The organism is Microterricola viridarii (assembly GCF_900104895.1).
Lineage (GTDB): Bacteria > Actinomycetota > Actinomycetes > Actinomycetales > Microbacteriaceae > Microterricola > Microterricola viridarii.
On record NZ_LT629742.1, the window covers coordinates 448,385 to 473,772 of the forward strand.

Below are 25,388 nucleotides of genomic sequence, written 5' to 3' on the forward strand. Positions count from 1 at the left end.
GGTATTACCGATGCTTGGGCTGTTCACGCGATTCCCCGTCTGTGCTGAGGAATCCACCCTACTGCGACTCGGCCGCGGCATGCAGGGCGGATTGTGCGCCCGCCCCGCTCCGGGCTTTCTCGCGCGCGATGCGCTCGGCGTAGGCGTGCCCGCTGTTCTTGATCGTGCGCACCTGGGTGTCGTAGTCCACCCGCACGATGCCGAAGCGCTTGTCGTAGCCCCACGACCACTCGAAGTTGTCGAGCAGCGACCAGACGAAGTAGCCGCGCACATCTGCGCCCTGCTCGATGGCGGCGCCGATGGCGTCGATGTGGTCGGCGATGAAGCGGGTGCGCTGCACGTCGTTGACGCTGCCGTCCGCCTCGACGACGTCCTCGTAGGCCGCGCCATTCTCGGTGACGTAGAGCGGCGGCAGCTGCGGGTACTCGGCGCCCAGACGCACGAGCAGCTTCGTCAGCCCGGCGGGGTTCACCTCCCAGTCCATGGCGGTGCGCGGCAGCCCACGGCTGGGGAAGGTGATGTACTCCGAGCCGATCCACGGCGAGCTGATCTGCCGGTCGGTCGCGCCCGAGTGCCCGTCCGTCCCGGTGTCGTCCGGGTGGCCGCTGACCTGGTCGTCGTGGTAGTGGTTCACGCCGAGGAAGTCGATCGGGGTGCCGATGATCTCCAGGTCGCCGTCCTGAATGACGTCCCGGATGCCGAACTGCTCCAGGTCGGTGTAGGCGTCGGCGGGGTAGGCGCCGGTCACGACCGGCTCCAGGAAGACCCGGTTCTGCAGCAGGTCGAAACGCCGGGCCGCCTCGAGGTCGACGGGGTCGGCGGCATCCAGCGGGATCGCGTTGGAGAGGTTGAGCGTGATCCCGATCTGCAGCGGCTCGGCCGACAGGGCGCGCAGGCGGTTCACGGCGAGGCCGTGCGCGAGGTGCTGGTGGTGGATCGCGGCCACCGTGGCGCGCGGGTCGCGCCGCCCGGGGGCGTGCACCCCGGCCCCGTAGCCGAGTATCGCCGAGCAGAACGGCTCGTTGAAGGTGGTCCAATTGCTCACCCGGTCGCCGAGCGCGCCGTGGACGGCCTCGGCGTAGTCGGCGAAGCGGTGGGCGGTGTCGCGGTTGGCCCAGCCGCCCTTCTCCTCGAGGGCCTGCGGCAGATCCCAGTGGTAGAGGGTGAGCCAGGGCAGGATGCCGGCATCCTGCAGCTCGTCGACGAGACGAGAGTAGAAGTCGAGCCCCTTCTGGTTCACCGTGTGGCCGTCGGGCACCACGCGGGCCCAGCTGGTGGAGAAGCGGTAGGAGTCCAGGCCGATCTGCTTCATGATCGCCACGTCGCCGGGGTAGCGGTGGTAGTGGTCGACGGCCACCTCGGGGGTGTCGCCGTTGGCGACGGCGCCGGGCACGCGCGCGAAGGCGTCCCAGATGGAGTCGAGCTTGCCGTCTTCGTGGCCTGCGCCCTCGATCTGGGCGGCGGCGGTGGCCGAGCCCCAGATGAACGTCGGGGGGAATTGGGTAGTCATCAGCCCTTCACGGCTCCTTGCATGATTCCTGAGATGAGTTGCTTGCCCGCCACGATGAACAGCACAAGCAATGGAATGGTGGCCATGACCGCGCCGGTGAGCACGATCGAGTAATCGATGTAGTAGCCAGACTGCAACTGACCGAGGGCTGTCTGCAAGGTCGGGTTTCCCGGGTTCAACACGATCAGCGGCCAGAGGTAGTCCGTCCAGGCCGTCATGAAGGTGAACAGGGCGAGGATCGCCATCGCCGGCCGGGCAGCGGGCACCGCGACCGTGAGGAAGGTGCGGAACTGTCCGGCGCCGTCCACCCGGGCGGCCTCGATCAGCTCGTCTGGGATGACGTCCACCAGGTACTGGCGCATGAAGAACACACCGAACGCCGTCACCAGGGTCGGCACGATCACGGCGCCGAGCTCGCCCGTCCAGCCGAGCTGGCGCATCACCATGAACAGCGGGATGATGCCGAGCTGGGTCGGGATGGCCATGGTGGCGATGACGAAGATCATCAGGCCGTCGCGGCCGCGGAAGCGGAGCTTGGCGAAGGCGTAGCCGGCCAGCGTGGAGAACACCACGACGGAGACGGTGATGACGAGGGAGATGATGATGCTGTTGCCGAGCGCCTTCCAGAACGGGATGGCGTCCAGCACCTTGGCGGCGTTGGCGAGGAAGTTGCCGCCCGGGATGAGCGGCAGCGTCTCGCCGCGGGTGGCGTTCGTGCCGCTGGCGACCACGAACGACCACCACAGCGGGTACGCGGTGCCGAGCATGAAGGCGGTGAGCAGGCCGTAGACGAGGAAGCCGGGGCGGTCGCCGGCGCCGCGGCGCAGCCGCAGGCGCTTGCGGGCGGGTGCCTGCGGCCGCGCGGCGGACTCGCCGGGCGCGGCCGGGGCGGCCTCGGTGAGTGTGCTGGTCATGACCGACCTCCTCGGTAGTTCTTGAGCGCGCGGGCCGTGCGCTTGTCGTTGCTGCGCTGCTCGGCGCTGGCGATCCGCTGCGAGAGGAAGAAGTTCAGCAGGCCGATCAGCACGATGAGGATGAAGAGCAGGAAGGCGATGGCCGAGGCCTTGCCGAGGTTCTGGCGGAAGAACGCCATCTCCCAGAGGTAGAGCACCGTGGTCTGGAACTGCCGGTCGGCGCCGCCGATGCCACCCGCGCTGGAGACGTCGAACAGCTTCGGCTCGGTGAAGATCTGCAGGCCGCCGATGGTCGCCGTGATGACGACGAAGACGAGGGTGGGGCGGATGCTGGGGATCGTGAGGGAGAAGAAGCGGCGGATCGGGCCGGCGCCGTCGATGGCGGCCGACTCGTAGATGTCGCGCGGCACCGCCTGCATCGCGGCGAGCAGGATGAGCGCGTTGTAGCCGGTCCAGCGCCAGTTCACCATGCTGGCGATGGCGATGTGGCTGGCGAAGACGTCGTGCTTCCAGGCGACCGGGTCGAGGCCGAAGACGCCGAGGATGTTGTTGACGAGCCCGGACTGCTCGTTGAACACGCTGGAGAAGATCAGCGTCACCGCGACGGGGGTGACAACGTAGGGCAGCAGCACGCTCATCCGCCAGAAGGTCTTGGCGCGGAGGTTCTGGTCGAGCACGGCGGCGAGGGCGAGGGCGACGAAGATCTGCGGGATCGCCGAGAGCAGGAAGATGCTCACCGTGTTGAAGATGGAGTTCCAGAAGAAGCGGTCGCCGAGGATCGTGACGAAGTTCTCGAGCCCGACGAACTCGCCCTGGCCCTTCAGCAGGTCCCAGTCGTGCATCGACACCACCGCGGTGTAGAGCAGGGGGAAGAGGCCGACGATGCCGAACAACACGAAGAAGGGCGAGATGTAGAGGTACGGCGAGGCCTTGCTGTCGAGGGCGCTCATCCGCCGGCGCCAGGGGGCGGCCTTGCGCGGCGCCGGCCCGTCAGCCGGGGCCTGGGCGCTCCCGGCCGGTGGCCGGTTGAGGGTGGAGGTCATCGTGTGTCCGATTTCGAAGAGGTGAAGCGGTGGTGGTGCGGGGTGACAGGGTGGGGTCCCCGACACGGTGTTGCTCGGGGACCCCGGAGTTGTGCTGCCGCTCTTAGTCGATGAGCTCGTTCAACAGCGTCACGGCCTCTGCCCAGCCGGTCTCGGCGTTCGCTGCGCCGCTGTCCAGCTTCTGGGTGACCGGTCCGAAGACGTTCTCCTGGATGATCGAGTCATCCGGGCCCTTGAACTGGGCGACGACGCCCTGGGCGCGTGCGGCCAGGATCGTGCCGACGGGTGCGTCGTTGAAGAACGCGTTCGGCGTCGGGTTGCTGGCGAGCTCGTCCTGGGCTGCAGCGACGCTCGGGAAGGCGCCGGCCGCCGCGAACTGACCGAGCTGCTGCTTGGCCTCGGTCAGCCAGGAGGCGAGCTTGGCCGCCTCTGCCTTGTGCTCGCTGGTCTCGGGAACGGCGAGGAACGCGCCACCCCAGTTGGCTGCGCCGCCGGGGAACACGTCGGCGAAGTCCCAGCCGGTCGTGGCGTCGCCGCCGCCGGCCTCGGTCTGGCCCTGCACGACACCGAGCATCCAGCCGGGGCAGACGAAGGTGGCGAAGGTGCCGTCAACGAACGACTTGCCGCCGTTCCAGTCCCACTGGCCCTGGGCGGCGGAGAGGCCGTCCGCGGCAGCGCCGGCGAGGAGCGCCCAGCGCTCCTGCAGCTCGGTGTTGCCCTCGACGTTCAGCTCGCCGTCGGCGGTGTAGTAGCCCTCGTCGAGCTGGTTGACCATCGAGTTCCAGACGAACCCGGACTGGTCGTACCAGGCCTTGCCCGTTGCGGCCTTGTAGGTGTTGCCGGTGGCGAAGAAGTCTTCCCAGGTGGCGTCGTCGCCGCCGAGCAGTTCGGCAACGGCCTCGCGGTCGCTCGGCAGGCCGGCCGCCTCGAACAGCGCGCCGTTGTAGCAGAGGCCCTGCGGGCCGATGTCGGTGCCGTAGCCGATGATGCGGCCGCTGGGGTCGGTGGCCTGGGCGAGCTTCCAGTCGACCCAGTCCGCCTTGCGGTCGTTGATGCCGTAGTCGGCCAGGTCGACGAACTGGTCGGAGACCTCCATGATCGAGCCGAGCCAGCCCTCTTCCAGCGCGACGATGTCGGAGAGGCCGGAGCCCGCCGCGATCTTCGTGAAGGTGTCGGTGCGGGCGTTTCCACCGGTGTCGATGTTCGTCGCGGTGATCGTGACGTTCTCGTTCTCCGCCTCGTACTGCTTGTACAGCTCGTCGTAGCCGAAGGTGCCGAACGTGGTGATGGTCAGTTCGACCGGGGTGTCGGATGATTCCGGCGACGTTCCTGCGCCGGAGGCGCAGCCTGTGGCCAGTAATGCGAATGCTGCTGCGCCGGCGACGGTGGCAACAGCAGTTGTGCGTCGTGAGAGCTTCACGGTCACTCCTTTGTGCGTGGTGTGTGGGTGGGTATTTTGTTGTGGTTGTTGCTAGAGAGCGCTCTCACTGCGGGGCAAGAGAGCGCTCTCACGACTGCTCAGCCGATGCTAGGGAAGGCGGGCGGGCTTTGTCAAGAGAGCGCTCTCTCGAATTTTTCTGGGCGCAGGGGTCCGGCCGCGCCGGGGCCGCGCGGAATGCCCAGCCATGCCGAGTACGCTCGGGAGTGTGTCTGAACTGCAACGCCCCCGTCGCCGGCTCTCCCGCCAGGTGCGGCTGCGGCGTACGATCGCCGCGGCCGTTCTCGCCGGCGTGATCGCCGGGGTCATTGCCATCGGCGCGGCGGCCGGCGCAGACCGCGACGCGCAGGCCTCGAACGAACCGAGCGAAACGCCGACCGCGACGCCGGACCCGACGCCGAGCGAGCCGGCGCGCCCGTCGCCCGACGTCACCGCGCCCCCGGTGCTCGTTCCGAGCTTCGACAAGTCCGCGCGCTCGATCGACGACCCCAATAGCATCTGGCTCGTGGTCAACAAGCTGCGCCCGCTCAACCCCGCCGACTACGCGCCCGCCGACCTCGTGACCGTGCCGGTGGCGCACACGTGGGACCCGCTCATGCGCCAGGAGGCCTCGGACGCCATCGTCGCGATGTTCGCCGCCGCGACATCCGAGGCGGGGCTCTCATTGGCCTCGAACAGCGCCTACCGCAGCTACTCCACGCAGGTCGAGCTCTACGCCGGCGACGACAACCTCACTGCGCGCCCCGGCTACAGCGAGCACCAGACCGGGCTCACCATGGACATCGGGGCCACCTCGGGCGTGTGCTCGCTGGCCACCTGCTTCACCGACACGGCCGAGGGCGTCTGGCTCCGCGACAACGCCTGGCGCTTCGGCTATTTGCTGCGCTACCCGGCCGACAAGACCGCGGTGACCGGCTATGACTTCGAGCCGTGGCACTTCCGCTACATCGGCGTGGAGCTCTCCACCGAGATGCACAACACCGGCTTCAGCACGCTCGAGGAGTTCTTCGGCCTGCCCGCCGCCCCGGCCTACCCGTAGGCGCTATGCGTGACGGGCCTCCGCGGCCTGCGCCGGCTGGATGACGATTCCGCCCATGTACGCTTCTGCCGCCTCGCAGCGGATTCCGTCGCAGTAGACGATGAGCCCGAAGCGGGTTTCCTCCAGCTCTGCCGGCATGCCGCCGTCGTAGAACGCCGCAACGCCCGCGCCATGGGGTGTCGTGTTGCCCACCCTCACGGGTCTGCCCGCCGCATCGGTGCTGCGGGCCACGCACGCTCGACAGAGATGCTGCGGGTAACGCTGGCTGGTTGCCGTCGGCCCCGCGCAGATCCCGCACGCCTGCTCGCTGTTCACCCTCGAAGCCTACCGGCCGCGATTGACGGGAGACCGGTGCGCGGCCAGCGTGACGTGCGCCAGACTGGGGGGCGCGGATGCCGCACGCTCCGCCCGACGAGGGGAGCTCCGTGAGCGCGAACACCGGGCAGCCCGCGCAGCACGCCGGGCCAGCGTCATCCGGCACGTCATTCGGCACGTCATTCGGCACGACATCTGGTGCGCCGGCCGGCGCCGCCCGCCGTAACCGCCGGTTCAGCCGGCGCCGCGGCTGGGTGCCGCTCACCATTCTGATCGTCAATCAGCTGCTCGCCGGCGTCGGCGTCGCCTCGGGGATCGCCGTCGGCGGTGTGCTCGCCCGCGAGCTCACCGGCGCCGTCACCCTCGCTGGCCTGGCGCAGACCGCCAGCGTGCTCGGGGCCGGCCTCGTCGCGATCCCGATGGCGCGCCTGGCCACCCGCGTCGGGCGGCACTGGGCACTCGCCAGCGGCTACGCCCTCGCCGTCCTCGGCGCCGTGCTCATTCTGGCCGCGGCGGCATCCGGCATCCTGCCGCTGCTCTTCCTCGGCCTCGGGGCGTTCGGGGCCGCCAGCGCCGCCGGCCTGCAGGCGCGCTTCGCCGCGACCGAGGTCGCAGCGCCGGGCTACGAGGCGCGCTCCATGTCGCTGGTTCTCTGGGCGACCACGATCGGCTCGGTCGCCGGCCCGAACCTCTCCACGATCGGCGCCCAGGTCGGCACCGCGCTCGGGATGGAGCCGCTGGCCGGCCCGTTCCTGTTCTCGGCCGTGGCCTTCGCTGCAGCCTCGCTGCTCGCTGCCCTGCTGCTGCGCACCCCGCCGGCCGGGGCGCTGGCGGCGGATGCCGCGGAGAAGGGCGCCGCGGCATCCGTCGGCGATGCAGGCAACCCGCAGCAGCCGGCACAGCCCGCGCAGCCGGCGGTGCGCACGCTGGACGCCCTCCGCATCGCCATGCGCCAGCCGCGCGCCGCCGTCGGCGTGCTCGCGATCGTCTGCTCGCACACCGTCATGGTGGGCGTCATGGTGATGACCCCGGTCAGCATGCACGAGCACGGCCTCTCGCTCGGCCTGCAATCGCTCGTGATCAGCATCCACATCTTCGGCATGTACGGGGCCAGCCCGCTGATGGGCTGGATGGCGGACCGCTGGGGCTCCGAGCGGGTCATCGCCCTAGCTGTCGCCCTGTTCACGGTGGCCGCGCTCATCGGCATCACGGTGCCCTCCGACAACATGATCGCCGTGCCGATCGCGCTCGGCCTGCTCGGGCTCGGCTGGTCGGCCGGCATGATCGGCGGTTCGGCGCAGCTCACCCAGGCCGTCGACCGCGAGGTGCGCGTGCCGCTGCAGGGCGCGACGGATGCGGCCATGAATCTGGCCGCGGCGAGCTCGGCGGCGCTCTCCGGCGTGATCCTGGCCTGGGGCGGGTTCCCCGCCTTGAATGCCCTCGCCCTGCTCGTCCTGGTGCCGCTGGTGCTGTTCGCGCTGCGCGCCCGACGCGTCGGCTGAGGCTCGATTCCGGGGGACAAAACCGATCGATACACTCCCCCTTTCGGGGGTGAGAAACCCTCATTTCTCACCTTCTGTGCAGCATCTGCACAGATCTCTGACATTTGGGCTTGTTCTGGTTGATGGTCCCCATTGGCTGATCAGAACGGATTTATGCGTCACCGTATCCCCATGCTCCTCACTCTTCCCGGCCACCGCCGAAACCTCGCCGGCGGCGCTGCCGGCCTCGCAGCCGTCGCCTGCGGCCTCCTCGTCGTGGGCCTCGGAACGGCCCCCGCCGGTGCCCAGACCGCGAGCGCGGCGGATGCCTTTGCGAAGCCCGCCACGACCCGGCGCGCGGCCCCGGCCAACACCGTGACGCCCATCCAGGAGCCCGTCAAGGTGCCCGTCGCCCTCGCCACGCCGGCCGTGGCATCCGGACCCGTCACCGGTGGCACCGTCGTCACCGTCGCCGGCGAGGAGCTGAACCAGGTCAGCGCAGTGCAGGTTGGCGGCGTGCCAGCCGTCGTCGTCGAAGCCACCCCGACCGCGCTCAGCTACCAGGTGCCCGTGGCCGCCGAGTTCGCCACCGGCACCGTCTCCGTCGAGCTGTTCGACGGCGCCGGCGCGGCCGTGCCCACCGCCGACCCCGTCGCCCTCGAGGCCGAGGCCGCGGCACAGGCCGCCGAGGAGGCCGCTGCGAAGAAGGCCGCCGCCGCGCAGGCCGCCGACCCCACCGTGCCCGTTGCCGCGCCCGCCGCCTTCGGGCGCCCCGCCGCCGAGTACGGCAGCGCCGAGCTGCGCTCCCTCGTGCTGAAGCCGGGCGTCGTCCTGCCCGCACTCCCCGCCGCACCCGCCGCCGCCCCCGCGCTGCTGAGCTTCGAGTACCTGCCCGACCCCCGCGTCACCGCGCAGACCGACTACGTGCTGCAGTACTGGGCCAACTACAACCCCGCATACATCGCCATCAACGGCAACGACTGCGTGAACTTCACCAGCCAGGGCCTCCTCGCCCGCGGCTGGGAGATGGACGGCGAGTGGAACTACGGCGCAGCCGGCGGCTCCGCCCCCTGGGTCAGCTCCACGGCGTTCCACAACTACATGGCCGCGCACCCCGAGCGCGGCACCGCGCTGGGCGATGACCAGCGGGCATCCGTCAAGGTCGGCGACGTCGCGCAGTTCGACTGGGACAACTCCGGCGACCGCGACCACACCTCCACCGTCACCCGGGTCGACAAGACCGCGGACGGCGTCACCATCTACGTGGCCGGGCACAGCAAGGATTCCGACTATTGGAACGTCGACCAGGCCATCGCCGGCGGCGGCTCCGTCTCGTACTGGAGCCTCAGCTAGCAGACCGCTGCCCGCGGAACCCGGTGCGCGCCGGGCGCCTTCCAAGAATCATGTGCTGAACTAGAGCGCTCGACCTGAAGGAAGCTCACATGCCACGTCCCCGCTGGTTCCTCCCCACCGCCCTGCTCGCGCTGCTCACCGGCACGATCGTCGCCGGGGTCGCGATCCTGCCCGGCCTCGGAGAGGCGGCCCCGGATGCCGGCATCGCCGGACTGCAGTCGGCCGCGCCGTCGCAGGAGCGTGCCGGCCGGGTCGACGCCGCGCCCGAGGTGCAGGCGCAGCTGGACTACGTGCACGCGCACTGGGACAGCTACAACACCGCCGAGTACGGCGTGCTCGACGACAACGACTGCGTGAACTTCACCAGCCAGTCGCTCGTCGAGCGCGGCTGGGAGATGGACGAGGAGTGGTGGACGGAGGGCACCGGGATGGACTTCGACTACACCCCGGCCTGGGTGAGCTCCACGGCGTTCATGAACTACCTCGACGAATCCGGCCGGGCCACGGCGCTCAGCGACGAGCAGCGCTCAGAGGTCAAGCTCGGCGACGTCGCCCAGTTCGACTGGGACAACTCGGGCGACCGCGACCACACGGCCGTCGTGACCGCCATCGAGGGCTCCGGCGACGACATCCAGATCTTCTACGGCGGGCACACGGATGACACCGACTTCCGCTCCGTCGACGAGGCAATCACCGAGATCCACCCCGGTGCGAGCGTCTACTACTGGAGCATCCCCTAGCGCGAACGCCCGCCCGCAGCCAGCCAGCGGATGCGGCGCCCGCAGCCACCCGAAAAATCGTTTCAACACGTGCTTTCGGGGCGCGCATCCGCCGACCGGCTACACGCGCGGGTGACGCGCGGCCGCTACCCGAGCGCGGCGTCGACGATGAGCCGGGCCTCCGCCTGCACCTGGCGCAGGTGGTCCTCGCCGAGGAACGACTCCGCGTAGATCTTGTAGACGTCCTCGGTGCCGCTGGGCCGGGCCGCGAACCAGGCGTTCTCGCTGACCACCTTCACGCCGCCGATCGCCGCGTCGTTGCCGGGCGCCCGCGAGAGCTTCGCCGTGATCGGCTCGCCCGCCAGCGTCGTGGCCGTGATGGCGTCGCCGTCGAGCCGGCCGAGCGCTAGCTTCTGGGCGGGGGTCGCCGCGGCATCCACCCGCTCGTAGACGGGGTCGCCGTGCTTGGCGACGAGGCCGGCGTAGAGCTCCGACGGCGACTTGCCGGTGACCGCGCGAATCTCGGCGGCGAGCAGGCAGAGCAGGATGCCGTCCTTGTCGGTGGTCCAGACGGTGCCGTCGAAGCGCAGGAACGAGGCGCCGGCGCTCTCCTCGCCACCGAAGCCGACCGAGCCGTCGACGAGGCCGGGCACGAACCACTTGAAGCCGACCGGCACCTCCCAGAGCCGGCGGCCGAGCGCCGCGGCCACCCGGTCGATCATGCTGGAGGAGACGAGGGTCTTGCCGATCGCGGCATCCGCCCGCCAGCCGCTGCGGTGCGTGTACAGGTAGTCGATCGCGACCGCGAGGAAGTGGTTCGGGTTCATCAGCCCGCCGTCGGGCGTGACGATGCCGTGCCGGTCGGCGTCGGCGTCATTGCCGGTGAGGATGTCGTAGTCGTGCTGGTGGGCGAGCACGGAGGCCATCGCCGAGGGGCTGGACGGGTCCATCCGGATCTTGCCGTCCCAGTCCAGCGTCATGAAGCCCCACTGCGGGTCGACGGCCGGGTTCACGACGGTCAGGTTCAGCCCGTAGTGGTCGCGGATCGCTCCCCAGTAGCCGACGGACGCGCCGCCGAGCGGGTCGGCGCCGATGTGGATGCCGCTGCGCTTGATCGCCGCCATGTCGATGATGTTCTCGAGGTCCTCGACGTAGCGGCTGCGGAAGTCGTACTGCTCCACGGCGCTCGGCTCGGCCCGCAGCACCTCGTGCAGCCCGCCGGCGATCAGCTCGTTGGCGCGCTTGGCGATCCAGCCGGTCGCGTCGGAGTCGGCCGGCCCGCCGTGCGGCGGGTTGTACTTGAAGCCGCCGTCGCTCGGCGGGTTGTGGCTCGGCGTCACGACGATGCCGTCGGCCTCGCCCTCGGCCCGCGTGGCCGGGTTGTTGTTCCAGAGCAGGATGGCGTGGGAGAGGGCCGGCGTCGGCACGTAGTCGTCGAACTCGTCCACCAGCACACGCACCTTGTTGCCGACCAGCACCTCGAGCGCCGTGGTCATGGCCGGGGCGCTCAGCGCGTGGGTGTCCGCGCCGATGAACAGCGGGCCGGTCACGCCCTGCGCGGTGCGGTACTCGACGATCGCCTGCGTGGTGGCGGCGATGTGGTCGTCGTTGAAGGAGGTCTTCAGCGAGCTGCCGCGGTGGCCGCTGGTGCCGAAGGCCACCCGCTGCGAGGCGTCGGCGGCATCCGGCTTCAACTCGTAGTAGGCGCGCACCAGGGCGTGTACGTCGATGAGGTCGGATGCCTGGGCCGGGGTTCCTGCGCGATCAGTCATGGCTCCAGTCTGGCACCGAGCGGCGCTGCCGGCCACGCCCGATCCCGCCCGCCGCAGCCGCCTCGGGGCTGACGCGGGCCGCGCCCGCTGCCGCCCGCCGCATTAGGCTGTGAGCCATGCCTGCACTCCACACCCAGACGACCGAGGTCAGTTACAGCTATCTGGGCCCGGCCGGCACCTTTACCGAGGCGGCGTTGAAGCAGGTTCCGGATGCCGCGGGCAAGACCTGGCACGCCGTGAACAACGTCGGCGAGGCGCTCGCCGACGTCGTCTCCGGGCGCAGCACCGCGGCGATGATCGCCATGGAGAACTCCGTCGAGGGCGGCGTCTCCGCCACCCAGGACGCCCTGGCGAACATGCCCGGCCTGCGCATCATTGGCGAGTACCTGGTGCCGGTGCGCTTCGAGCTGGTCGCCCGGCCCGGCACCGCGCTGGCCGACGTGCGCACCATCAACGCGCACCCCGTCGCCTACGCCCAGTGCGGCACCTGGCTGAACCAGGCGCTGCCCGGACACGGCCACATCCCGGCCTCCAGCAACGTGGCCGCCGCCGCGACCCTGCTGCACGGCAGCCTCGCGGATGCCGCGATCGCCCCGATCGGCATCACCGAGCACTACCCGCTCGACGTGCTGGCCGAGAACATCGGCGACAACAACAACGCCGTCACCCGCTTCGTGCTGGTCAGCCGCAGCCGCGTCATCCCCGCGCCCACCGGCGCCGACAAGACCAGCCTCATCGTCGAGCTGCCGGACGACGTCTCCGGCTCACTGCTCGGCATGCTCGAGCAGTTCTCGACCCGCGGGGTGAACCTCAGCCTGATCGAGTCCCGGCCGATCGGCGACGCCCTCGGCCGCTACCGCTTCATCATCGACGCCGACGGCCACATCAGCGACGAGCGGATGGCCGACGCGCTGCTCGGCCTGCGCCGGTTCAGCCCGAACGTGCTCTTCCTGGGCTCCTACCCGCGCGCGGACAAGCAGGCCATCGAGTTCACGTCCCGCTACGACGATGCGATCTTCGTCGAGGCCCGCCAGTGGCTGGCCGGGCTGCTCGACCCGACCCCGGAGGGGTAGCCCGCCGGTTACTGCGCGCGCGGCACCCGCAGCAGCAGCGCGCCGGCATCCGTCTTGAAACCGACGGCCGTCGCGACGCCGAACTCGTCGCCGTCGATCTCGAGCTCCTGCGCGCCGTCTTCGATGCGCAGCTCGATGGCCGTGCCGCGCAGGTAGACCATCTCGCTGCGCTTGTCGCCGCCGGTGAGGTCGAGAAACTGCCGGCCGACCGAGGTCTTGCGCAGCACCCGGTTCTCCCAGGCCACCCGGCGCCAGATCATCAGCCAGCCCCAGGCGTTCTTCGGCTGCAGCACGGCGACGTCGAGGAACCCGTCGTCCAACTCGGCGTCCGGGATCAGCTCGATGTTGCCCGGCAGCATGCCGAGGTTGGCCACCAGCACGGTGGCGACCCGCACCCGGTGGGAGTGTCTGCCCTCCATGCGATAGTGCAGGTGGAAGGGCTTGGACATGGGCAGAATTCGCAGTCCCGCATCGATGTAGGCCAGCCAGCCGACGCGCTTCTTCAGCGCCGGGTCGGTGTTGGAGATCATGGCGGCGTCGATGCCCACCCCGCTCATCACGAGCGAGACGTGCTGCTCGGTGCTGGAGTCCGGCCGGGTCACGTCGACCAGCAGGGCGTCGATGGGGCGCTCGGCGCCGGTGAAGGCGATGTCGAGCGCGGCCGGAACGTCGTTCACGGGAATCTCGAGGTTGCGGGCGAGCAGGTTGCCGGTGCCGGCGGGCACGATGCCCATGGCGGTGCCGGTTCCGCGCATGCCCTCGGCCACCGAGCGCACCGTGCCGTCGCCGCCGGCGGCGATCACCAGCGGCAGCCGCATCGCGACAGCGCGCTCGGCCATGCTCCGGCCCGGGTCGTCGGCTTCGGTCTCCAGCCAGACGGATGCTGCCCAGCCGTGCCGTTTCTCGGCCTGGTGCACCGCCTTCTTCAGCTCGTCCACGCCGCTCTTGCTCGGGTTGAAGACGATCGCGGCGCGCGGCTTGGCGGCGGCGGGGGGAGCCGCGGCATCCGGACTACTCAGGGTGGGCACGACACAAAGCTACGGCATCGGGGCGCGCGGGCCCTGAGCGGGCGGGGCGCGCCCGGCTCGCGGCGGAACTGGCGGGCGACGCGATTGGTAGACTGACCCGGTGATTGATCCCGTACTGCTGCGCGAAAACCCCGATCTCATCAAGGCCTCACAGGAGGCACGCGGTGATTCCGTCGAGCTGGTCGATGAGGCGCTCGCCGCCGATTCCGAGCGCCGCGCCGCCATCGCGCTGTTCGAGCAGCTCCGCAGCGAGCAGAACGTCTTCAGCAAGAAGGTCGGCCGCGCCGCTCCGGAGGAGAAGAAGGCGCTGCTCGCCGAGGTGCAGGAGCTCTCCGCGCGGGTCAAAGCCGCCAGCGCCGCCGCCGGCGAGGCCGAGGCGCGCTTCACCACGGCGATCCGCGCCATCGGCAACCCCATCATCGACGGCGTCCCGGCCGGCGGCGAGGACAACTTCGTCACGCTGCGCACCCACGGCGATACCCCGAGCTTCGACTTCGAGCCGCGCGACCACCTGGAGCTCGGCGAGCTGCTCGGCGCCATCGACATGGCCCGCGGGGCCAAGGTCAGCGGCGCCCGCTTCTACTTCCTCAAGGGCATCGGCGCCCGCCTCGAGATCGCGCTGATGAACATGGCGCTGGACCGGGCGCTCTCCGCCGGGTTCACGCCGCTCATCACGCCCACGCTGGTGCGCCCCGAGATCATGGACGGCACCGGGTTCCTCGGCGAGCACTCCGACGAGATCTACTACCTGCCCGTCGACGACCTCTACCTGACCGGCACCAGCGAGGTCGCCCTCGCCGGCTACCACTCCGACGAGATCCTCGACCTGTCGGCCGAGCCGCTCCGCTACGCCGGCTGGTCCACCTGCTACCGCCGCGAGGCCGGCTCGGGCGGCAAGGACACCCGCGGCATCATCCGCGTGCACCAGTTCAACAAGCTGGAGATGTTCGCCTATGTGCTGCCCGAGAACGCCGAGGCCGAGCACGACCGCCTCGTCGCCCTGCAGGAGGACATGCTGCAGGCCCTCGGCCTCAGCTACCGCGTCATCGACGTCGCAGCCGGCGACCTCGGCTCCAGCGCGGCCCGCAAGTTCGACATCGAGGCCTGGGTTCCCACGCAGGGCGCCTACCGCGAGCTGACCAGCACGAGCAACTGCTCCACCTACCAGGCGCGCCGACTCGACATCCGCTACCGCACCGACTCGGGCAAGACCACCCCGGTCGCCACCCTGAACGGCACGCTGGCCACCACGCGCTGGATCGTCGCCATCCTCGAGACGCACCAGCAGGCCGACGGCTCCGTCATCGTTCCGGAGGCGCTGCGGCCCTACCTCGGCGGCCTCGAGAAGATGGAGCCGCTCCAGCGATGACTTCCCCCCGGTGGCTCGTTGCCCTCGACGTCGACGGAACGATTCTGCACGAAGACGAGACGCTGACGGATGCCGTCCGCGACGCCATCGTGGCCACCCAGGCGGCCGGCCACGAGGTCACCCTCGCCACGGGGCGCAGCTGGGAGAGCTGCTGGCAGCTGATGGAGAAGATCGGCCTCACGCCGGAGTACGTGGTCTGCGCGAACGGCGCCCTGATCATGCAGCGCGACGCCGCCGCGTCGCACGGCTACCGCCGGGCGCACGTGGAGACCTTCGACCCGAAGCCCGTGCTCGACCGCATCCGCGACCACCTGCCAGAGGGCCGGTTCATGGTCGAGGACGCCGAGGGCTACCGCTTCTACACCGACGGCATGCTCGACTGGAACCTCGAGAAGGCGCGCAAGGTCGAGTTCGACGAGCTGAGCGACTCGCCGGCGACCCGCGTCGTCGTGCTCTCTCCTGACCACGACCTCGAGGAGTTCCTCAGCATCGTCGCGGGCATGGGCCTGCACCAGGTGACCTACTCGGTGGGCTGGACGGCCTGGTTGGACATCGCGCCGGAGGGCGTGAACAAGGCCACCGCCCTCGAGCGGGTGCGCGAAGCGCTCGGCATCCCGCGCTCCCAGTTGCTGGTCGCCGGCGACGGGCGCAACGACATCGACATGTTCGCGTGGGCCAGGGCCGAGGGCCGGGCCATCGCGATGGGCCAGGCGCCGGAGGAAGTCCTGGACGCCGCGAGTGAGGTCACCGGCAGCATCGAGGCCGACGGTCTCGCCACCGCTCTGCAGGCGTTCGCCGCCGGAAACTGAGCGCGCAGCGCCGCGCAGTTGCTGCGAAAAAGCCGGGAACTGGCGGTGCAGGTGCCGGGATCCAGTGTGCGCGCAGGATCGACTGGCATCCTAGAAATCCTGCGTTCAGCTAGAATCGGGCCTTGTTCGTTTCTTTCAGCCCTTCGTTCGTGAACGAGGATGATGGAAGTGTTCGGGAGGGCTGTCCGAGCGGCCGATGGAGCCAGTCTTGAAAACTGGTGGGCAGAAATGTCTCGTGGGTTCGAATCCCACGCCCTCCGCACTGTGTGCTTCGGGCACTTTATGAAGGGAAGTCAGTGAGCGAAGAGTTGCGCCCCCGCAGTCGCCGATCGATGAGAACGCCGACGATTGCCCGGCACGGTCGACTGAAGAAGTCGAACCCATTCGCCACCATCACCCGGTTCCTCGCCGCTGCGCTCGCCGTGCTCATGGTCAGCGGGGCATCCGTCGCCGCCATCGCCGCGTATGACCTCGCCGCGAGCGTCAAGCCCGGTGTCGAGCTGGTCGGCGACGACACCCCGGTCTCGATCCCGAAGATCGGCGCCTGGGAGGGCGGGCTCAACCTGCTCTTGGTCGGCAGCGACAGCCGCAAGGGCCAGGACCCGGCCTTCGGCGAAGACGACACCGGTGACCTCAACGACGTCACCATGCTCCTGCACGTGTCCGCCGACCACTCCAGCGCCACCGTGGTGAGCTTCCCGCGCGACATGTACGTGCCGATCCCGTCCTGCCCCGACCCGGAGGACGAGGACAACCCCTACCCGTCGATGAGCTACCAGAAGATCAACACCACGCTCAGCTACGGCGGACTGCCCTGCACCGTGCTCACGGTGGAAGAGCTCACCGGCCTCGACATTCGCTTCGCTGCCGAGGTGCAGTTCAGCGGCGTCATCGCCATGTCCAACGCCGTCGGTGGCGTGCCGGTCTGCGTCGGCGCACGCATCGAAGACGAGTACACGGGAATCTTCCTCGACCCGGGCGAGCACACGCTGATGGGCGTCGACGCGCTGCAGTTCCTGCGCACCCGCCACGGCGTCGGCGACGGCAGCGACCTCACCCGCATCGGCAACCAGCAGGTGTTCCTCTCCTCGCTGATGCGCACCATTAAGAGCGCAGACACGCTCAGCGATCCCGCCAAGCTCTACTCGCTGGCCAAGGCGGCCCTCAGCAACGTTGTCCTCTCCACCCAGCTGCAGAACGTCGACAACATGGTCGCCATCGCGATGGCCCTCAAGGACATCCCGCTCGAGCAGATCAACTTCGTGCAGTACCCGACCGGGTCCGTCGACGGTGGAGTTGAGCCGAACGTGGAGGCCGCAGACGCGCTGCTCGCGGCGCTCGTCGCCGACCAGCCGATCCAGCTCGGCGGCGCGACGGGCGGCACCCTGCCCGACCCGAACGCTCCGGTCGACCCGAACGCGACGATCGACGCCAGCGCCGTCGACGCGGACGGTGCGGTTGTCCCGGACGCCGCGGCCGACCCCGGCGCGACCGTGCTGCCGAGCGACATCCTGGGCCAAAGCGCCGGTCAGTACACCTGCTCCGACGGCCGCACGCTCGACGACCAATAGTTCGGAAGCCGCGATGGTCAAAACCGCTCCAAAAAGCGGATATGATTGTCGTCGTGTGTTCGCCTCGGCAAGCACACAGAGGAACCGTCGCATAGTTCGGCCTAGTGCACCACCCTGCTAAGGTGGAGTACCCTTTACAGGGTACCGTGGGTTCAAATCCCACCGGTTCCGCACTTCACAAAAACCCCCGCCTCGGCGGGGGTTTTTGCGTGAGTGGCCCATCGCAGCAGGAAGCCCCGCTCCGCCGACTCGAGGGGGCTGCCGAACGGTCGCGCGGTTGCCTCAAAGCAGCCGCGGCCCCCCCACTCTGGTGGGAGAGAATTGCGCGTGTTGGCTGTACGGTGAGAGTTTCTTACCTCGAGAGCGAGAACTTCAGAGTCATGCCGCGCACCACACCGCCTATTCCAAATGAAGCCGAAACCCCTCGCGCCAGCTTCTTCACGAAGCCGACTACTCGCCGCACGGCGGCGTTCGTGAGCGGCGGCGCTCTGCTGTTGGGTCTGATCTTTGGCAGCTCGGCGGCTGGTGCCAGCGGTTCCTCGGAGATCGCAGAGTTGAAGTCCGAGCTCGCACAGTCCGAAGAGGCATCGCTCGGCCTTGCTGCTGAGCTGGAGCAGCTGGAGAGCGACCACGAGAGCATCAGCGCATCCGAGGCAAAGAAAACCAAGACGATCGCCGCTCTGCAGGCAGACGCCGGCACCGCCGCGACCGCAGCCATAGCGCAAGCGGAGAAGATCACTGCGCTTGAGGCAGAACTTGCTGCGGCAGCTGCCGCGGTGGCCGCCGCCGCCCCGCCGGAGCCGGCCCCCGCCCCCGTTGCCGACACCCCCGTGACCAACACCTACTTCAAGAACTGCACCGCTGTGCGCAACGCGGGGGCCGCGCCGATCCGTGCCGGCGACCCCGGGTACGGCTCGCACCTTGACCGCGACGGAGATGGCGTGGGCTGCGAGTAGCGCCACGCTGTCGTTCCGGCGCTCGGTCACTCTGACACGCGGACGGGCAGATCCCGGCCGTGAACGGTGAGAGCTGCCAAGCACGCAGCCGCCCCCCGGGCGGCATCCAGAAACGCGTTTGGCCCTGCCCGCTGCGCGGGTGTGGGGGCTCAGTCCGGCTCGTCTGAGAAGGTTCGGACCACGCCGTGGGGCAGCGCTCGATTCAATCGCCCACCTCGGGGCCGATGAGGAGTCACGACGGCTTTGGAAGGCGGGTCGAGTGTATGCGGATCCCGGTATGCGGTCTGGATTTCGGCGGTGCCCTAGAGCGAACGGCGTCTGAGAGCGCTCAGTAGTGGCTCGTCAGGAAGTTCCTGATCCGCTCCAGGCCTTCGACGAGCTGGGAGTCATCGAGTGCATATGAGAACCGCAAGTGGCCAGGCGCGCCGAAGGCCTCGCCGGGAACGACTGCCACGTCGACTTCCTCCAGCAGCAAGGTCGAGAGCTGGAGGGTGCTGGTGACCGGCGCGCCGTTGAGCTTCAAAGCTCCGTCGAGCACGGCGCGGACATCCGGGAAGATGTAGAAGGCGCCGAGCGGCTTCGGGACAACGAATCCGGGAACGGTCTTGAGGATGTCGTATGCGATCAGCCGTCTCCGGTTGAAGACCGCACGCATCTGCCCGGGAAAGTCGCTGTTGTCGGCGAGAGCGGCGAGCGCGGCGCGCTGAGAGATGTTCGAAACGTTCCCGGTGGTGTGCGACTGGAAGTTCTTGACCGCCTCGATGACTGCGGGCGTCGAAATCGCCCAGCCGAGGCGCCAACCGGTCAGCACGTGGCTCTTCGCCAGTCCGTTCACGATGATGAGCTGATCGCGCGGCACGAAACGTGAAATCGAGGTGAAGGAGGCCGCGTCGTAGACGAAGTCGTGGTAGATCTCATCGGACATCACCCAGATGCGATTCTCGGTCACCCAGCGGCCGATCGCTCGGATCTCGTCCTCGGTGTAGACGGAGCCGGTGGGGTTTGACGGCGAGGTGAAGATGAGCAACTTGGTGCGCGGCGTTCTGGCGCGCTCCAGCTGGGCCACGGTGGTCTTGTAGCCAGACTCCGAGTCTGTCTCGACGGGCACGGTGATGCCGCCGGCGAGCTTGATCTGCTCGGGATAGCTCGTCCAATAGGGCGCGGGGAGAATGACTTCGTCGCCGGGGTTGAGCACCGCCGAGAGGGTGTTGAAAATCGCCTGCTTGCCCCCATTGGCCACTGCCACGTCGGCGGCGGAGAAGGACGTTCCGCTGTATCCGCTCGTGTACTCGGCGATCGCGGTGCGAAGTTCTGGGAGCCCCGTTGGGCCGCTGTAGTGGTGGTTCTTCGGCTCATCGATCGCCCGCTTGGCCGCCTCGGTGATGAAGGCGGGCGTGTCGAAGTCCGGCTCACCGGCGCCGAATGCGATGACGGGCCGCCCCTGGCTCGAATACAGCTTGGCCAATGCGTCGATTGCCTGGGGTGCCGACTCTGACACGGAAGCCAGGAGTCGAGACACGGTCAGATCAGTCATTGCGCTTCACTTTCTTCGGAGTGCCGGATGAACTCGACCACTTCTGCACCCGCACCGCCAAGTAGGAGAGCGCGAGGCAGAGCGCGACGTAGATGGAGCCCATGACCATGGCCGCGGGGATGATGGGGCTGCCGTACTGCATCTGGGTTCCGTAGAACTTCGCCAGATAGAGCAGCTCGGGATAGGTGACCATGAAGCCGAGGGCAGTGTCTTTGAGGGCCACGACGAGCTGGGAGATAATTGCGGGCAGCATGTTGCGGATCGCCTGCGGGGCCAGGATGACGGCGAGCACCTGGCCCTTGCGGAGCCCAATCGCTGCACCGGCCTCTGACTGGCCCTTGGGCAGCGAGTTGAGGCCCGCCCGGAAGATCTCCGCAAAGACAGAACCGTTGTAGATGGCGAGCCCCACCGTCACAGCGATGAATGGTGTGACGAAGGTGGCGCCGAGCACCGGCAGTCCGTAGTAGATCAGCATCATCAGCACGAGCAGCGGGATTGCGCGGAACGTCTCGGTGAGCCACGTGACGGAGGTGCGGACCCACCGCGCCGGTGAGAGCCGGCCCAGGAGGAGCAGCACGCCGAGTATGAGGGCGAGAATCGCCCCGGTGGCGAAGGCGCGGAGGGTCGACCCGGTGGTTTCCAGAATCTCGCGTTGGACGAGCGGGAAGGTGAAGAGTTCCCACTTGGCTGCCGCGAACTGTCCCGACTTGTAGAGCTGAACGACGATGAAGCCGAGGATGAGTGCGACGACGGTGATCGTGACGAATCCGGCGATGTTGCTCTTGCGTCGTCCCTTGGGGCCGAGCACGTCGAAGAGCTCTTGGGTGGCGTAGCTCACGATTGCGCCCACTTTCTTTCGAACTTTCGTTGCACGGCAGCCAGGCCCATGACGAGCAGGAAGAAGAAGAATGCCACCCACAAGAGGGTGGCGAGGAGGTTCTCGCCGCGCTCCGACATGTTGGCGGAAATTGCCCCGGCCTGCATGACGGAGAAGCCGCTCGCGACCGTGGTGTTCTTGAGCAGGGCGATGAAAACGCTGATCAGTGGCGGCACGACGTTGCGGAAAGCCTGCGGAACGAGGACGACGGTGATGACCTGGTCGAATGTGAGGCCGATCGCACGGGCCGCCTCGGTCTGCCCAACGTGGATGGAGTTGATTCCGGAACGGAAGACCTCGGCAACATAGCTGGCGGTATAGAGCACGAGCGCGATGATCGCGAGGGTCGTGTAGTCCAGCGCCGGAAGGCCGAGCTTGGGGTACCCGAGCGCGAAGAACATCATCAGCAGCGCGAGGGGCGTGTTCCTCAGTAAGTTGACGTACGTCGTGCCGACCGCCCGCATTGACGAGGAGGGCGAGATTCGCAGCACACCGATGACCACGCCGAGAAGTAGCGAGAACACCGCTGAGACGGCAAACATGAGCACCGTGTTCGCGAACCCCAGGACAAACAGGTCGAGGTTGTTGAGGAGAACATCCATGGGGGAATCCGTTCCGTAAACTGCTGAGCCTGCAGGGAGAGAGCCGCCGGGGGCGCGGCCCTCTCCCCGTCATATGGTCTGTGGCGACCTAGTAGTTGTCGACCGCTGCCGGCTCGAGCTCGACGCCCGAGGTGCCCAGAGTCTTGTCGTAGATCGCCTTCCAGACATCGGGGTTCTCGACGAGCAGACTGTTGACGAAGTGGCGCAGCGCTGTGTCGCCCTTGGCGATGCCGATGCCGAAGCCTTCGTTCGTGAACGGCGTGCCCACGACCTTCAGCTCGTCGGGGGCCAGCGTGACGTAGCCGATGAGGAGGGCCTCATCGGTGGTCACCGCATCGACCTGGTTGCTGAGCAGCGCATCGACGCACTGCGCCATGTTGTCGAACTCGACCGTTTCGACATCGGGGTGGTTCGTCTTGATGTACTGGATCGGTGTGGAACCGGTGATCGAGCACACCTTGTGCCCGGCGAGGTCTGACTCGCCCGCGATGGAGGTGTTGTCCTTGCGCACGAGGATGCTCTGACCGGTGGTCATGTACGGTCCGGCGAAATCGACGAGTTCTTTGCGCTTGTCGGAGATCGTGTACATGCCGACGATGAGGTCCACGTCGCCGTTGCTCAGCGACTGCTCCCGGCTCTGGCTCGGGATCGTGACGAACTCGATGCTTTCCTTGGCGAAGCCGAGCTCGGCGGCGAGCCAGGTGGCTAGCTCGATGTCGAAGCCGGAGCGGTCGCCGGTGGCAGAATCGCGCACGCCAAAGCCCGGCTGGTCTTCCTTGACCCCGAGAACAATGGTCCGGTTCTTCGTCATCGCGTCGAAGGTGGGGCTGCCGTCGATGGTGACGCTCGTCGCCACGGGGGACTCTGCGTCGGCCTTGACTGCATCCTCCTCGGGCGCCGCGGCGGTCGATGCGCACGCGCTCAGCATCAGTCCAGCGATTGCGGCTCCGGCGATCGCGATGGATAGGCGTTTTGTGATCATGGTTTCTCCTCGGGGGTGTGGCTTGGGGGTGATGGGGTCTAGCGGGCCAACACTTTCTGAAGAAAGTCACGGGCGCGCGTGGTTTTGGGGGCGGAGAAGAACTCGGTGGGGGTGGCCTCTTCGACTATCTGGCCGTCCGCCATGAAGATGATGCGGTCGGCGGCCTCGCGGGCAAAGCCCATCTCGTGGGTCACGGTGACCATCGTCATGCCGGTCTTCGCGAGGGCAAGCATCACGTCGAGGACTTCGCTGACCATCTCAGGGTCCAGTGCGCTTGTCGGCTCGTCGAAGAGCATCAGCTTGGGGCCCATCGCGAGGGCACGGGCGATGGCGACGCGCTGCTGTTGGCCGCCCGAGAGCTGGCTGGGCATCTTGTCGGCTTGGTCTGCGACTCCCACGCGGTCCAAGTGTTCGAGCGCGAGCGCACGGGCATCCGACTTCTTGGTCCGGCGCACCATCACCGGCCCGAGCATCACGTTCTCGAGCACAGTCTTGTGCGCGAACAAGTTGAAGGATTGGAACACCATTCCGACATCGGCGCGCAACGTCGCCAGTTCGCGCCCCTCGTCAGGCAATGCGACGCCATCAATGAAGATGTCGCCCGAGCTGATCGTCTCCAGGCGGTTGATGGCGCGGCAGAGGGTCGACTTGCCCGCGCCCGACGGACCGATGAGGGCAACGATCTCTCCGCGATTGACGATGGTGTTGACGTCGCGAAGCACGTGATTCTCACCATAGAACTTGTTCACCTTGTTGAGGATCACGAGCGGATTCGTCGCCGTCAGCGAGGGTATCGAGACTGTGTTGTTGAGATCCATTACCTGCGTGCTCATTTCCGGGTCGGTGTCCGTCGGACCGGCCTGCCGGGCGCGTCGGATGACGCGGGCGGCAGGCCAGGCCGGGGAAGGATGGGTGCGGCTACTGCACCCGCTGGATGAGAGCGCGCAATGACTCGTTCTCTGCTTCAGTGAGGTCGGTCAACGGGGGGCGGACGCGGCCGATCTCACGACCGGTCACGTTGAGGCCCGCCTTGATGATCGACACCGCGTACCCCTGCTTGCGGTCGCGGATCTCCAAGAACGGCAGCACGAAGTCGCGCAGGCCGGCGAAGACGAAGTCGTGGTCGCGAGCTCGGACGGCCGCGTAGAAGCTCAGCGCGAACTCGGGAACGAAGTTGAACATGGCCGACGAGTAGGTGGTCACGCCGAGCTCGAGGTAGGGGAGTGCGAAGGTCTCGGCAGTCGGAAGCCCGCCGATGTAGATCAGGCGATCGCCGAGTTGGCTGTAGATCCTCGTCATCTGGTCGATGCTGCCGACGCCGTCCTTGAAGCCGATGAGGTTCCGATTGCGCTCAGCGACACGGGCGACGGTGTCGGCCTGCAGTGACATGTTGGCGCGGCTGTACACGACGACACCCAGGTTGGTGCTCGCGCAGACGCCCTCGATGTACGCGGCCAGGCCATCCTGCGACGCCTCCGTGAGGTAGGGCGGGAACAACAGGATCCCGGCGGCCCCGGCCTGTTCGGCGATGCGGGCCTGCTCGATCGCGTTCGGCAGCGAGCCGCCGGCCGGTGCGAGGACGGGGACCCGTTCGGACGCCTCATCGACGGCGGCGGTGACGACGCGCGAAATCTCGTCGTTGGTCAGCGAGAAGAACTCGCCAGTCCCTCCGGCGGCGAACAGCCCGGCAACATCGTGGCTGCTCATCCAGGCAACGTGCTCGCGGTATCGCTTCTCGTCGAAGCTGAGGTCATCGGCAAAAGCTGTCACCGGGAAGGAGAGGAGACCGCTCCCTATTTTTGCCGCAAGGTCTTCCGGGCTGTACGCAGTCAAAGTCACGTCATCCTTTGTTTTGAGGTGATGAGTCGGGGAGTGGCTTCCCGACGGTTGTCTCAGCGTAAGGATCGCAACATGCCTCATCAACAGCACTTTTGAATGCTCCAATACCTTTCCAGCATGGCTGGGGTGCGGCGCTCACACGAGTGCGGAGGAGCTGAGCCGTTCCAAGGCGTTCCGGGTGGGTCGGAGGGCAGGATTGGTGTTATCCCTCCGCCAGATGGCGTGCAAGTGCACGATGGGCTCACGGTTCTCGGCGATGCTGCGGTAAGCGATGCCTGACATGCCCAGCCGCGTGGCGGAGGCAGGAACGAGAGCGATGCCCTTGTTGGCGGCGACCAGGCTCAGCATGCTGTGCACCTGCGTGATCTCCTGGCTGGGCACAGTGTTCACCGTCGCGAGCACCGTATCGACGAGACTGCGAAAGTACCGTGCCTCGTGCGGCGAGTAGGTGAGGATCTTCTCTCCACTCAGCTCCTCCACCGAGAGGGGGCGGGTCGTGACTGCGAGTGGATGTTTGCTGCCGATCGCGGCAACCAGTGCTTCGCGCCGGACGAGGGTGGACACGAGATCGGGTGACGGTGGCGTTTCGCGCACGAACCCGATGTCCACGGAGCCTCGGAGTACCGCGGCGATCTGATCCCGGGACACCATCTCGTGAATGTCAACGCGCAGTTCGGGTGCCACCGCGTCGATGTTGGCGAGAATGTCACCGAGCAGACCCATGATCCCTGTCGCTGTGATGCCGATCTTGATCTCACCGGCTTCCCCGTCTGCGATGCGCCTGGCGGTGTTCCTGGATGCCTCGGCGATGCTCAGGATCTTCGCCGCCTCGTCGCGGAAGGCCGCGCCGGCGGCTGTCAAGCGCACGCTCTTCTTGCTCCGGTCGAACAACGAGAATCCCAGTTCACCCTCAAGTTTCTGGATCTGCCGGCTGAGCGGCGGCTGCGTCATGTTGAGATGCTCGGCCGCGCGGCTGAAATGGAGTTCATCGGCAAGCACGATGAAGCTTCGGAGCTGGTCAAAAGTGAACATGGCCTCTTCGTTGGGGTCAGTGCTCGCCGCAGTTGTTGATCCGACGATACCTTCGCAGCATAACCCAATGCGTTTTTGGGCTTGGCGCCTCATGAACGCTTCGACCTAGCATGGGCCGGGATACGCACCGAA

23 protein-coding genes and 2 tRNA genes are annotated in these 25,388 nt (G+C 67.9%); 11 read left to right on the forward strand and 14 right to left on the reverse strand.

Annotated features, from left to right (window positions below; translation table 11 throughout):
* Positions 1–58: 58 nt before the first annotated feature.
* The 4 genes from BLT62_RS02060 to BLT62_RS02075 form a co-directional block, all read right to left on the reverse strand.
* On the reverse strand, positions 59–1,510 hold the full coding sequence (locus BLT62_RS02060; RefSeq protein ID WP_083362565.1) for a GH1 family beta-glucosidase: 1,452 nt from the start codon (positions 1,508–1,510) through the stop codon (positions 59–61).
* Positions 1,510–2,424 (reverse strand): carbohydrate ABC transporter permease, encoded by a 915-nt coding sequence (locus BLT62_RS02065; protein WP_083362566.1) that lies wholly within the window; start codon positions 2,422–2,424, stop codon positions 1,510–1,512. Before BLT62_RS02065 ends, BLT62_RS02060 begins: the two co-directional genes overlap by 1 nt.
* Complete coding sequence (locus BLT62_RS02070) at positions 2,421–3,467, reverse strand: carbohydrate ABC transporter permease (RefSeq protein ID WP_083362567.1); 1,047 nt, start codon at positions 3,465–3,467, stop codon at positions 2,421–2,423. The genes BLT62_RS02065 and BLT62_RS02070 overlap by 4 nt, the downstream gene beginning before the upstream one ends.
* Before the next feature lie 103 nt (positions 3,468–3,570).
* Complete coding sequence (locus tag BLT62_RS02075) at positions 3,571–4,893, reverse strand: ABC transporter substrate-binding protein (RefSeq protein WP_407937554.1); 1,323 nt, start codon at positions 4,891–4,893, stop codon at positions 3,571–3,573.
* Between the two features lie 220 nt (positions 4,894–5,113).
* Here BLT62_RS02075 and BLT62_RS02080 point away from each other — a divergent pair, with 220 nt between their 5' ends.
* Positions 5,114–5,944, forward strand: a complete 831-nt coding sequence (locus BLT62_RS02080; RefSeq protein WP_231919309.1) for a M15 family metallopeptidase — start codon at positions 5,114–5,116, stop codon at positions 5,942–5,944.
* Between the two features lie 3 nt (positions 5,945–5,947).
* On the opposite strand, the gene BLT62_RS02085 is transcribed toward BLT62_RS02080, so the two are convergent.
* Positions 5,948–6,259: a hypothetical protein gene (locus BLT62_RS02085; protein ID WP_083362569.1), complete on the reverse strand. Its 312-nt coding sequence runs from the start codon at positions 6,257–6,259 to the stop codon at positions 5,948–5,950.
* Between the two features lie 110 nt (positions 6,260–6,369).
* Here BLT62_RS02085 and BLT62_RS02090 point away from each other — a divergent pair, with 110 nt between their 5' ends.
* The 3 genes from BLT62_RS02090 to BLT62_RS02100 all read left to right on the forward strand — a co-directional run bounded on the left by BLT62_RS02090 (position 6,370) and on the right by BLT62_RS02100 (position 9,833).
* On the forward strand, positions 6,370–7,761 hold the full coding sequence (locus BLT62_RS02090; RefSeq protein WP_172829607.1) for an MFS transporter: 1,392 nt from the start codon (positions 6,370–6,372) through the stop codon (positions 7,759–7,761).
* 171 nt (positions 7,762–7,932) lie between these two features.
* Complete coding sequence (locus BLT62_RS02095) at positions 7,933–9,093, forward strand: amidase domain-containing protein (protein WP_172829608.1); 1,161 nt, start codon at positions 7,933–7,935, stop codon at positions 9,091–9,093.
* A gap of 89 nt (positions 9,094–9,182) precedes the next feature.
* Positions 9,183–9,833 carry an amidase domain-containing protein gene (locus BLT62_RS02100; protein ID WP_083362572.1) on the forward strand — a complete coding sequence of 217 codons (651 nt, stop codon included), beginning with the start codon at positions 9,183–9,185 and terminating at the stop codon, positions 9,831–9,833.
* Between the two features lie 125 nt (positions 9,834–9,958).
* Here BLT62_RS02100 and pgm read toward each other — a convergent pair whose 3' ends face one another.
* Positions 9,959–11,584, reverse strand: coding sequence for a phosphoglucomutase (alpha-D-glucose-1,6-bisphosphate-dependent) (gene pgm, locus BLT62_RS02105; protein ID WP_083362573.1), 1,626 nt, complete (start codon positions 11,582–11,584; stop codon positions 9,959–9,961).
* 116 nt (positions 11,585–11,700) lie between these two features.
* On the opposite strand from pgm, the gene pheA reads away from it, so the two are divergent.
* The gene (pheA, locus tag BLT62_RS02110; protein WP_083362574.1) at positions 11,701–12,657 is read left to right on the forward strand and encodes a prephenate dehydratase; all 957 of its coding nucleotides are present in this window, start codon (positions 11,701–11,703) and stop codon (positions 12,655–12,657) included.
* A gap of 8 nt (positions 12,658–12,665) precedes the next feature.
* Here the strand turns inward: pheA and BLT62_RS02115 are convergent, their stop codons facing one another.
* A complete protein-coding gene (locus BLT62_RS02115) occupies positions 12,666–13,685 on the reverse strand; it encodes a diacylglycerol/lipid kinase family protein (protein ID WP_083362575.1) in 1,020 nt (339 codons plus the stop codon).
* Positions 13,686–13,785: 100 nt separating this feature from the next.
* Here BLT62_RS02115 and serS point away from each other — a divergent pair, with 100 nt between their 5' ends.
* The 6 genes from serS to BLT62_RS18060 all read left to right on the forward strand — a co-directional run bounded on the left by serS (position 13,786) and on the right by BLT62_RS18060 (position 18,390).
* On the forward strand, positions 13,786–15,054 hold the full coding sequence (serS, locus tag BLT62_RS02120; RefSeq protein WP_083362576.1) for a serine--tRNA ligase: 1,269 nt from the start codon (positions 13,786–13,788) through the stop codon (positions 15,052–15,054).
* Positions 15,051–15,863, forward strand: a complete 813-nt coding sequence (locus BLT62_RS02125; RefSeq protein WP_083362577.1) for an HAD family hydrolase — start codon at positions 15,051–15,053, stop codon at positions 15,861–15,863. The genes serS and BLT62_RS02125 overlap by 4 nt, the downstream gene beginning before the upstream one ends.
* Before the next feature lie 175 nt (positions 15,864–16,038).
* Positions 16,039–16,123 (forward strand) — tRNA-Ser (locus tag BLT62_RS02130).
* Positions 16,124–16,195: 72 nt separating this feature from the next.
* Entirely contained in the window at positions 16,196–17,434 is a 1,239-nt protein-coding gene (locus BLT62_RS02135) for an LCP family protein (RefSeq protein ID WP_083362578.1), read from the forward strand.
* 80 nt (positions 17,435–17,514) lie between these two features.
* Positions 17,515–17,605 (forward strand) — tRNA-Ser (locus BLT62_RS02140).
* Between the two features lie 209 nt (positions 17,606–17,814).
* Positions 17,815–18,390: an excalibur calcium-binding domain-containing protein gene (locus BLT62_RS18060; protein ID WP_083362579.1), complete on the forward strand. Its 576-nt coding sequence runs from the start codon at positions 17,815–17,817 to the stop codon at positions 18,388–18,390.
* A 328-nt stretch (positions 18,391–18,718) separates the two neighbouring features.
* Here the strand turns inward: BLT62_RS18060 and BLT62_RS02150 are convergent, their stop codons facing one another.
* From BLT62_RS02150 to BLT62_RS02180, 7 genes are all read right to left on the reverse strand, one after another.
* Positions 18,719–19,924 (reverse strand): pyridoxal phosphate-dependent aminotransferase, encoded by a 1,206-nt coding sequence (locus tag BLT62_RS02150; protein WP_083362580.1) that lies wholly within the window; start codon positions 19,922–19,924, stop codon positions 18,719–18,721.
* Positions 19,917–20,762, reverse strand: a complete 846-nt coding sequence (locus tag BLT62_RS02155) for an amino acid ABC transporter permease (RefSeq protein ID WP_083365257.1) — start codon at positions 20,760–20,762, stop codon at positions 19,917–19,919. The genes BLT62_RS02150 and BLT62_RS02155 overlap by 8 nt, the downstream gene beginning before the upstream one ends.
* Entirely contained in the window at positions 20,759–21,403 is a 645-nt protein-coding gene (locus BLT62_RS02160; RefSeq protein WP_083362581.1) for an amino acid ABC transporter permease, read from the reverse strand. The genes BLT62_RS02155 and BLT62_RS02160 overlap by 4 nt, the downstream gene beginning before the upstream one ends.
* Before the next feature lie 88 nt (positions 21,404–21,491).
* Entirely contained in the window at positions 21,492–22,385 is an 894-nt protein-coding gene (locus tag BLT62_RS02165) for a glutamate ABC transporter substrate-binding protein (protein ID WP_083362582.1), read from the reverse strand.
* Between the two features lie 38 nt (positions 22,386–22,423).
* A complete protein-coding gene (locus BLT62_RS02170; RefSeq protein ID WP_083362583.1) occupies positions 22,424–23,203 on the reverse strand; it encodes an amino acid ABC transporter ATP-binding protein in 780 nt (259 codons plus the stop codon).
* Between the two features lie 100 nt (positions 23,204–23,303).
* Entirely contained in the window at positions 23,304–24,218 is a 915-nt protein-coding gene (gene kdgD / locus BLT62_RS02175) for a 5-dehydro-4-deoxyglucarate dehydratase (RefSeq protein WP_083362584.1), read from the reverse strand.
* A 141-nt stretch (positions 24,219–24,359) separates the two neighbouring features.
* Positions 24,360–25,256, reverse strand: a complete 897-nt coding sequence (locus BLT62_RS02180) for a LysR family transcriptional regulator (protein WP_172829609.1) — start codon at positions 25,254–25,256, stop codon at positions 24,360–24,362.
* Positions 25,257–25,388: the final 132 nt, after the last annotated feature.

Excerpts from the sequence above, each read along its gene's own strand:
- BLT62_RS02180 (WP_172829609.1), bottom strand. The coding sequence starts at position 25,256 with ATGTTCACTTTTGACCAGCTCCGAAGCTTCATCGTGCTTGCCGATGAA.
- BLT62_RS02125 (WP_083362577.1), top strand. The coding sequence starts at position 15,051 with ATGACTTCCCCCCGGTGGCTCGTTGCCCTCGACGTCGACGGAACGATT.
- pheA (WP_083362574.1), top strand. The coding sequence starts at position 11,701 with ATGCCTGCACTCCACACCCAGACGACCGAGGTCAGTTACAGCTATCTG.
- BLT62_RS02170 (WP_083362583.1), bottom strand. The coding sequence starts at position 23,203 with ATGGATCTCAACAACACAGTCTCGATACCCTCGCTGACGGCGACGAAT.
- BLT62_RS02070 (WP_083362567.1), bottom strand. The coding sequence starts at position 3,467 with ATGACCTCCACCCTCAACCGGCCACCGGCCGGGAGCGCCCAGGCCCCG.
- BLT62_RS18060 (WP_083362579.1), top strand. The coding sequence starts at position 17,815 with ATGCCGCGCACCACACCGCCTATTCCAAATGAAGCCGAAACCCCTCGC.
- pgm (WP_083362573.1), bottom strand. The coding sequence starts at position 11,584 with ATGACTGATCGCGCAGGAACCCCGGCCCAGGCATCCGACCTCATCGAC.
- BLT62_RS02150 (WP_083362580.1), bottom strand. The coding sequence starts at position 19,924 with ATGACTGATCTGACCGTGTCTCGACTCCTGGCTTCCGTGTCAGAGTCG.
- BLT62_RS02100 (WP_083362572.1), top strand. The coding sequence starts at position 9,183 with ATGCCACGTCCCCGCTGGTTCCTCCCCACCGCCCTGCTCGCGCTGCTC.
- BLT62_RS02165 (WP_083362582.1), bottom strand. The coding sequence starts at position 22,385 with ATGATCACAAAACGCCTATCCATCGCGATCGCCGGAGCCGCAATCGCT.
- BLT62_RS02160 (WP_083362581.1), bottom strand. The coding sequence starts at position 21,403 with ATGGATGTTCTCCTCAACAACCTCGACCTGTTTGTCCTGGGGTTCGCG.
- BLT62_RS02060 (WP_083362565.1), bottom strand. The coding sequence starts at position 1,510 with ATGACTACCCAATTCCCCCCGACGTTCATCTGGGGCTCGGCCACCGCC.
- BLT62_RS02095 (WP_172829608.1), top strand. The coding sequence starts at position 7,933 with ATGCTCCTCACTCTTCCCGGCCACCGCCGAAACCTCGCCGGCGGCGCT.
- BLT62_RS02135 (WP_083362578.1), top strand. The coding sequence starts at position 16,196 with ATGAGAACGCCGACGATTGCCCGGCACGGTCGACTGAAGAAGTCGAAC.
- BLT62_RS02065 (WP_083362566.1), bottom strand. The coding sequence starts at position 2,424 with ATGACCAGCACACTCACCGAGGCCGCCCCGGCCGCGCCCGGCGAGTCC.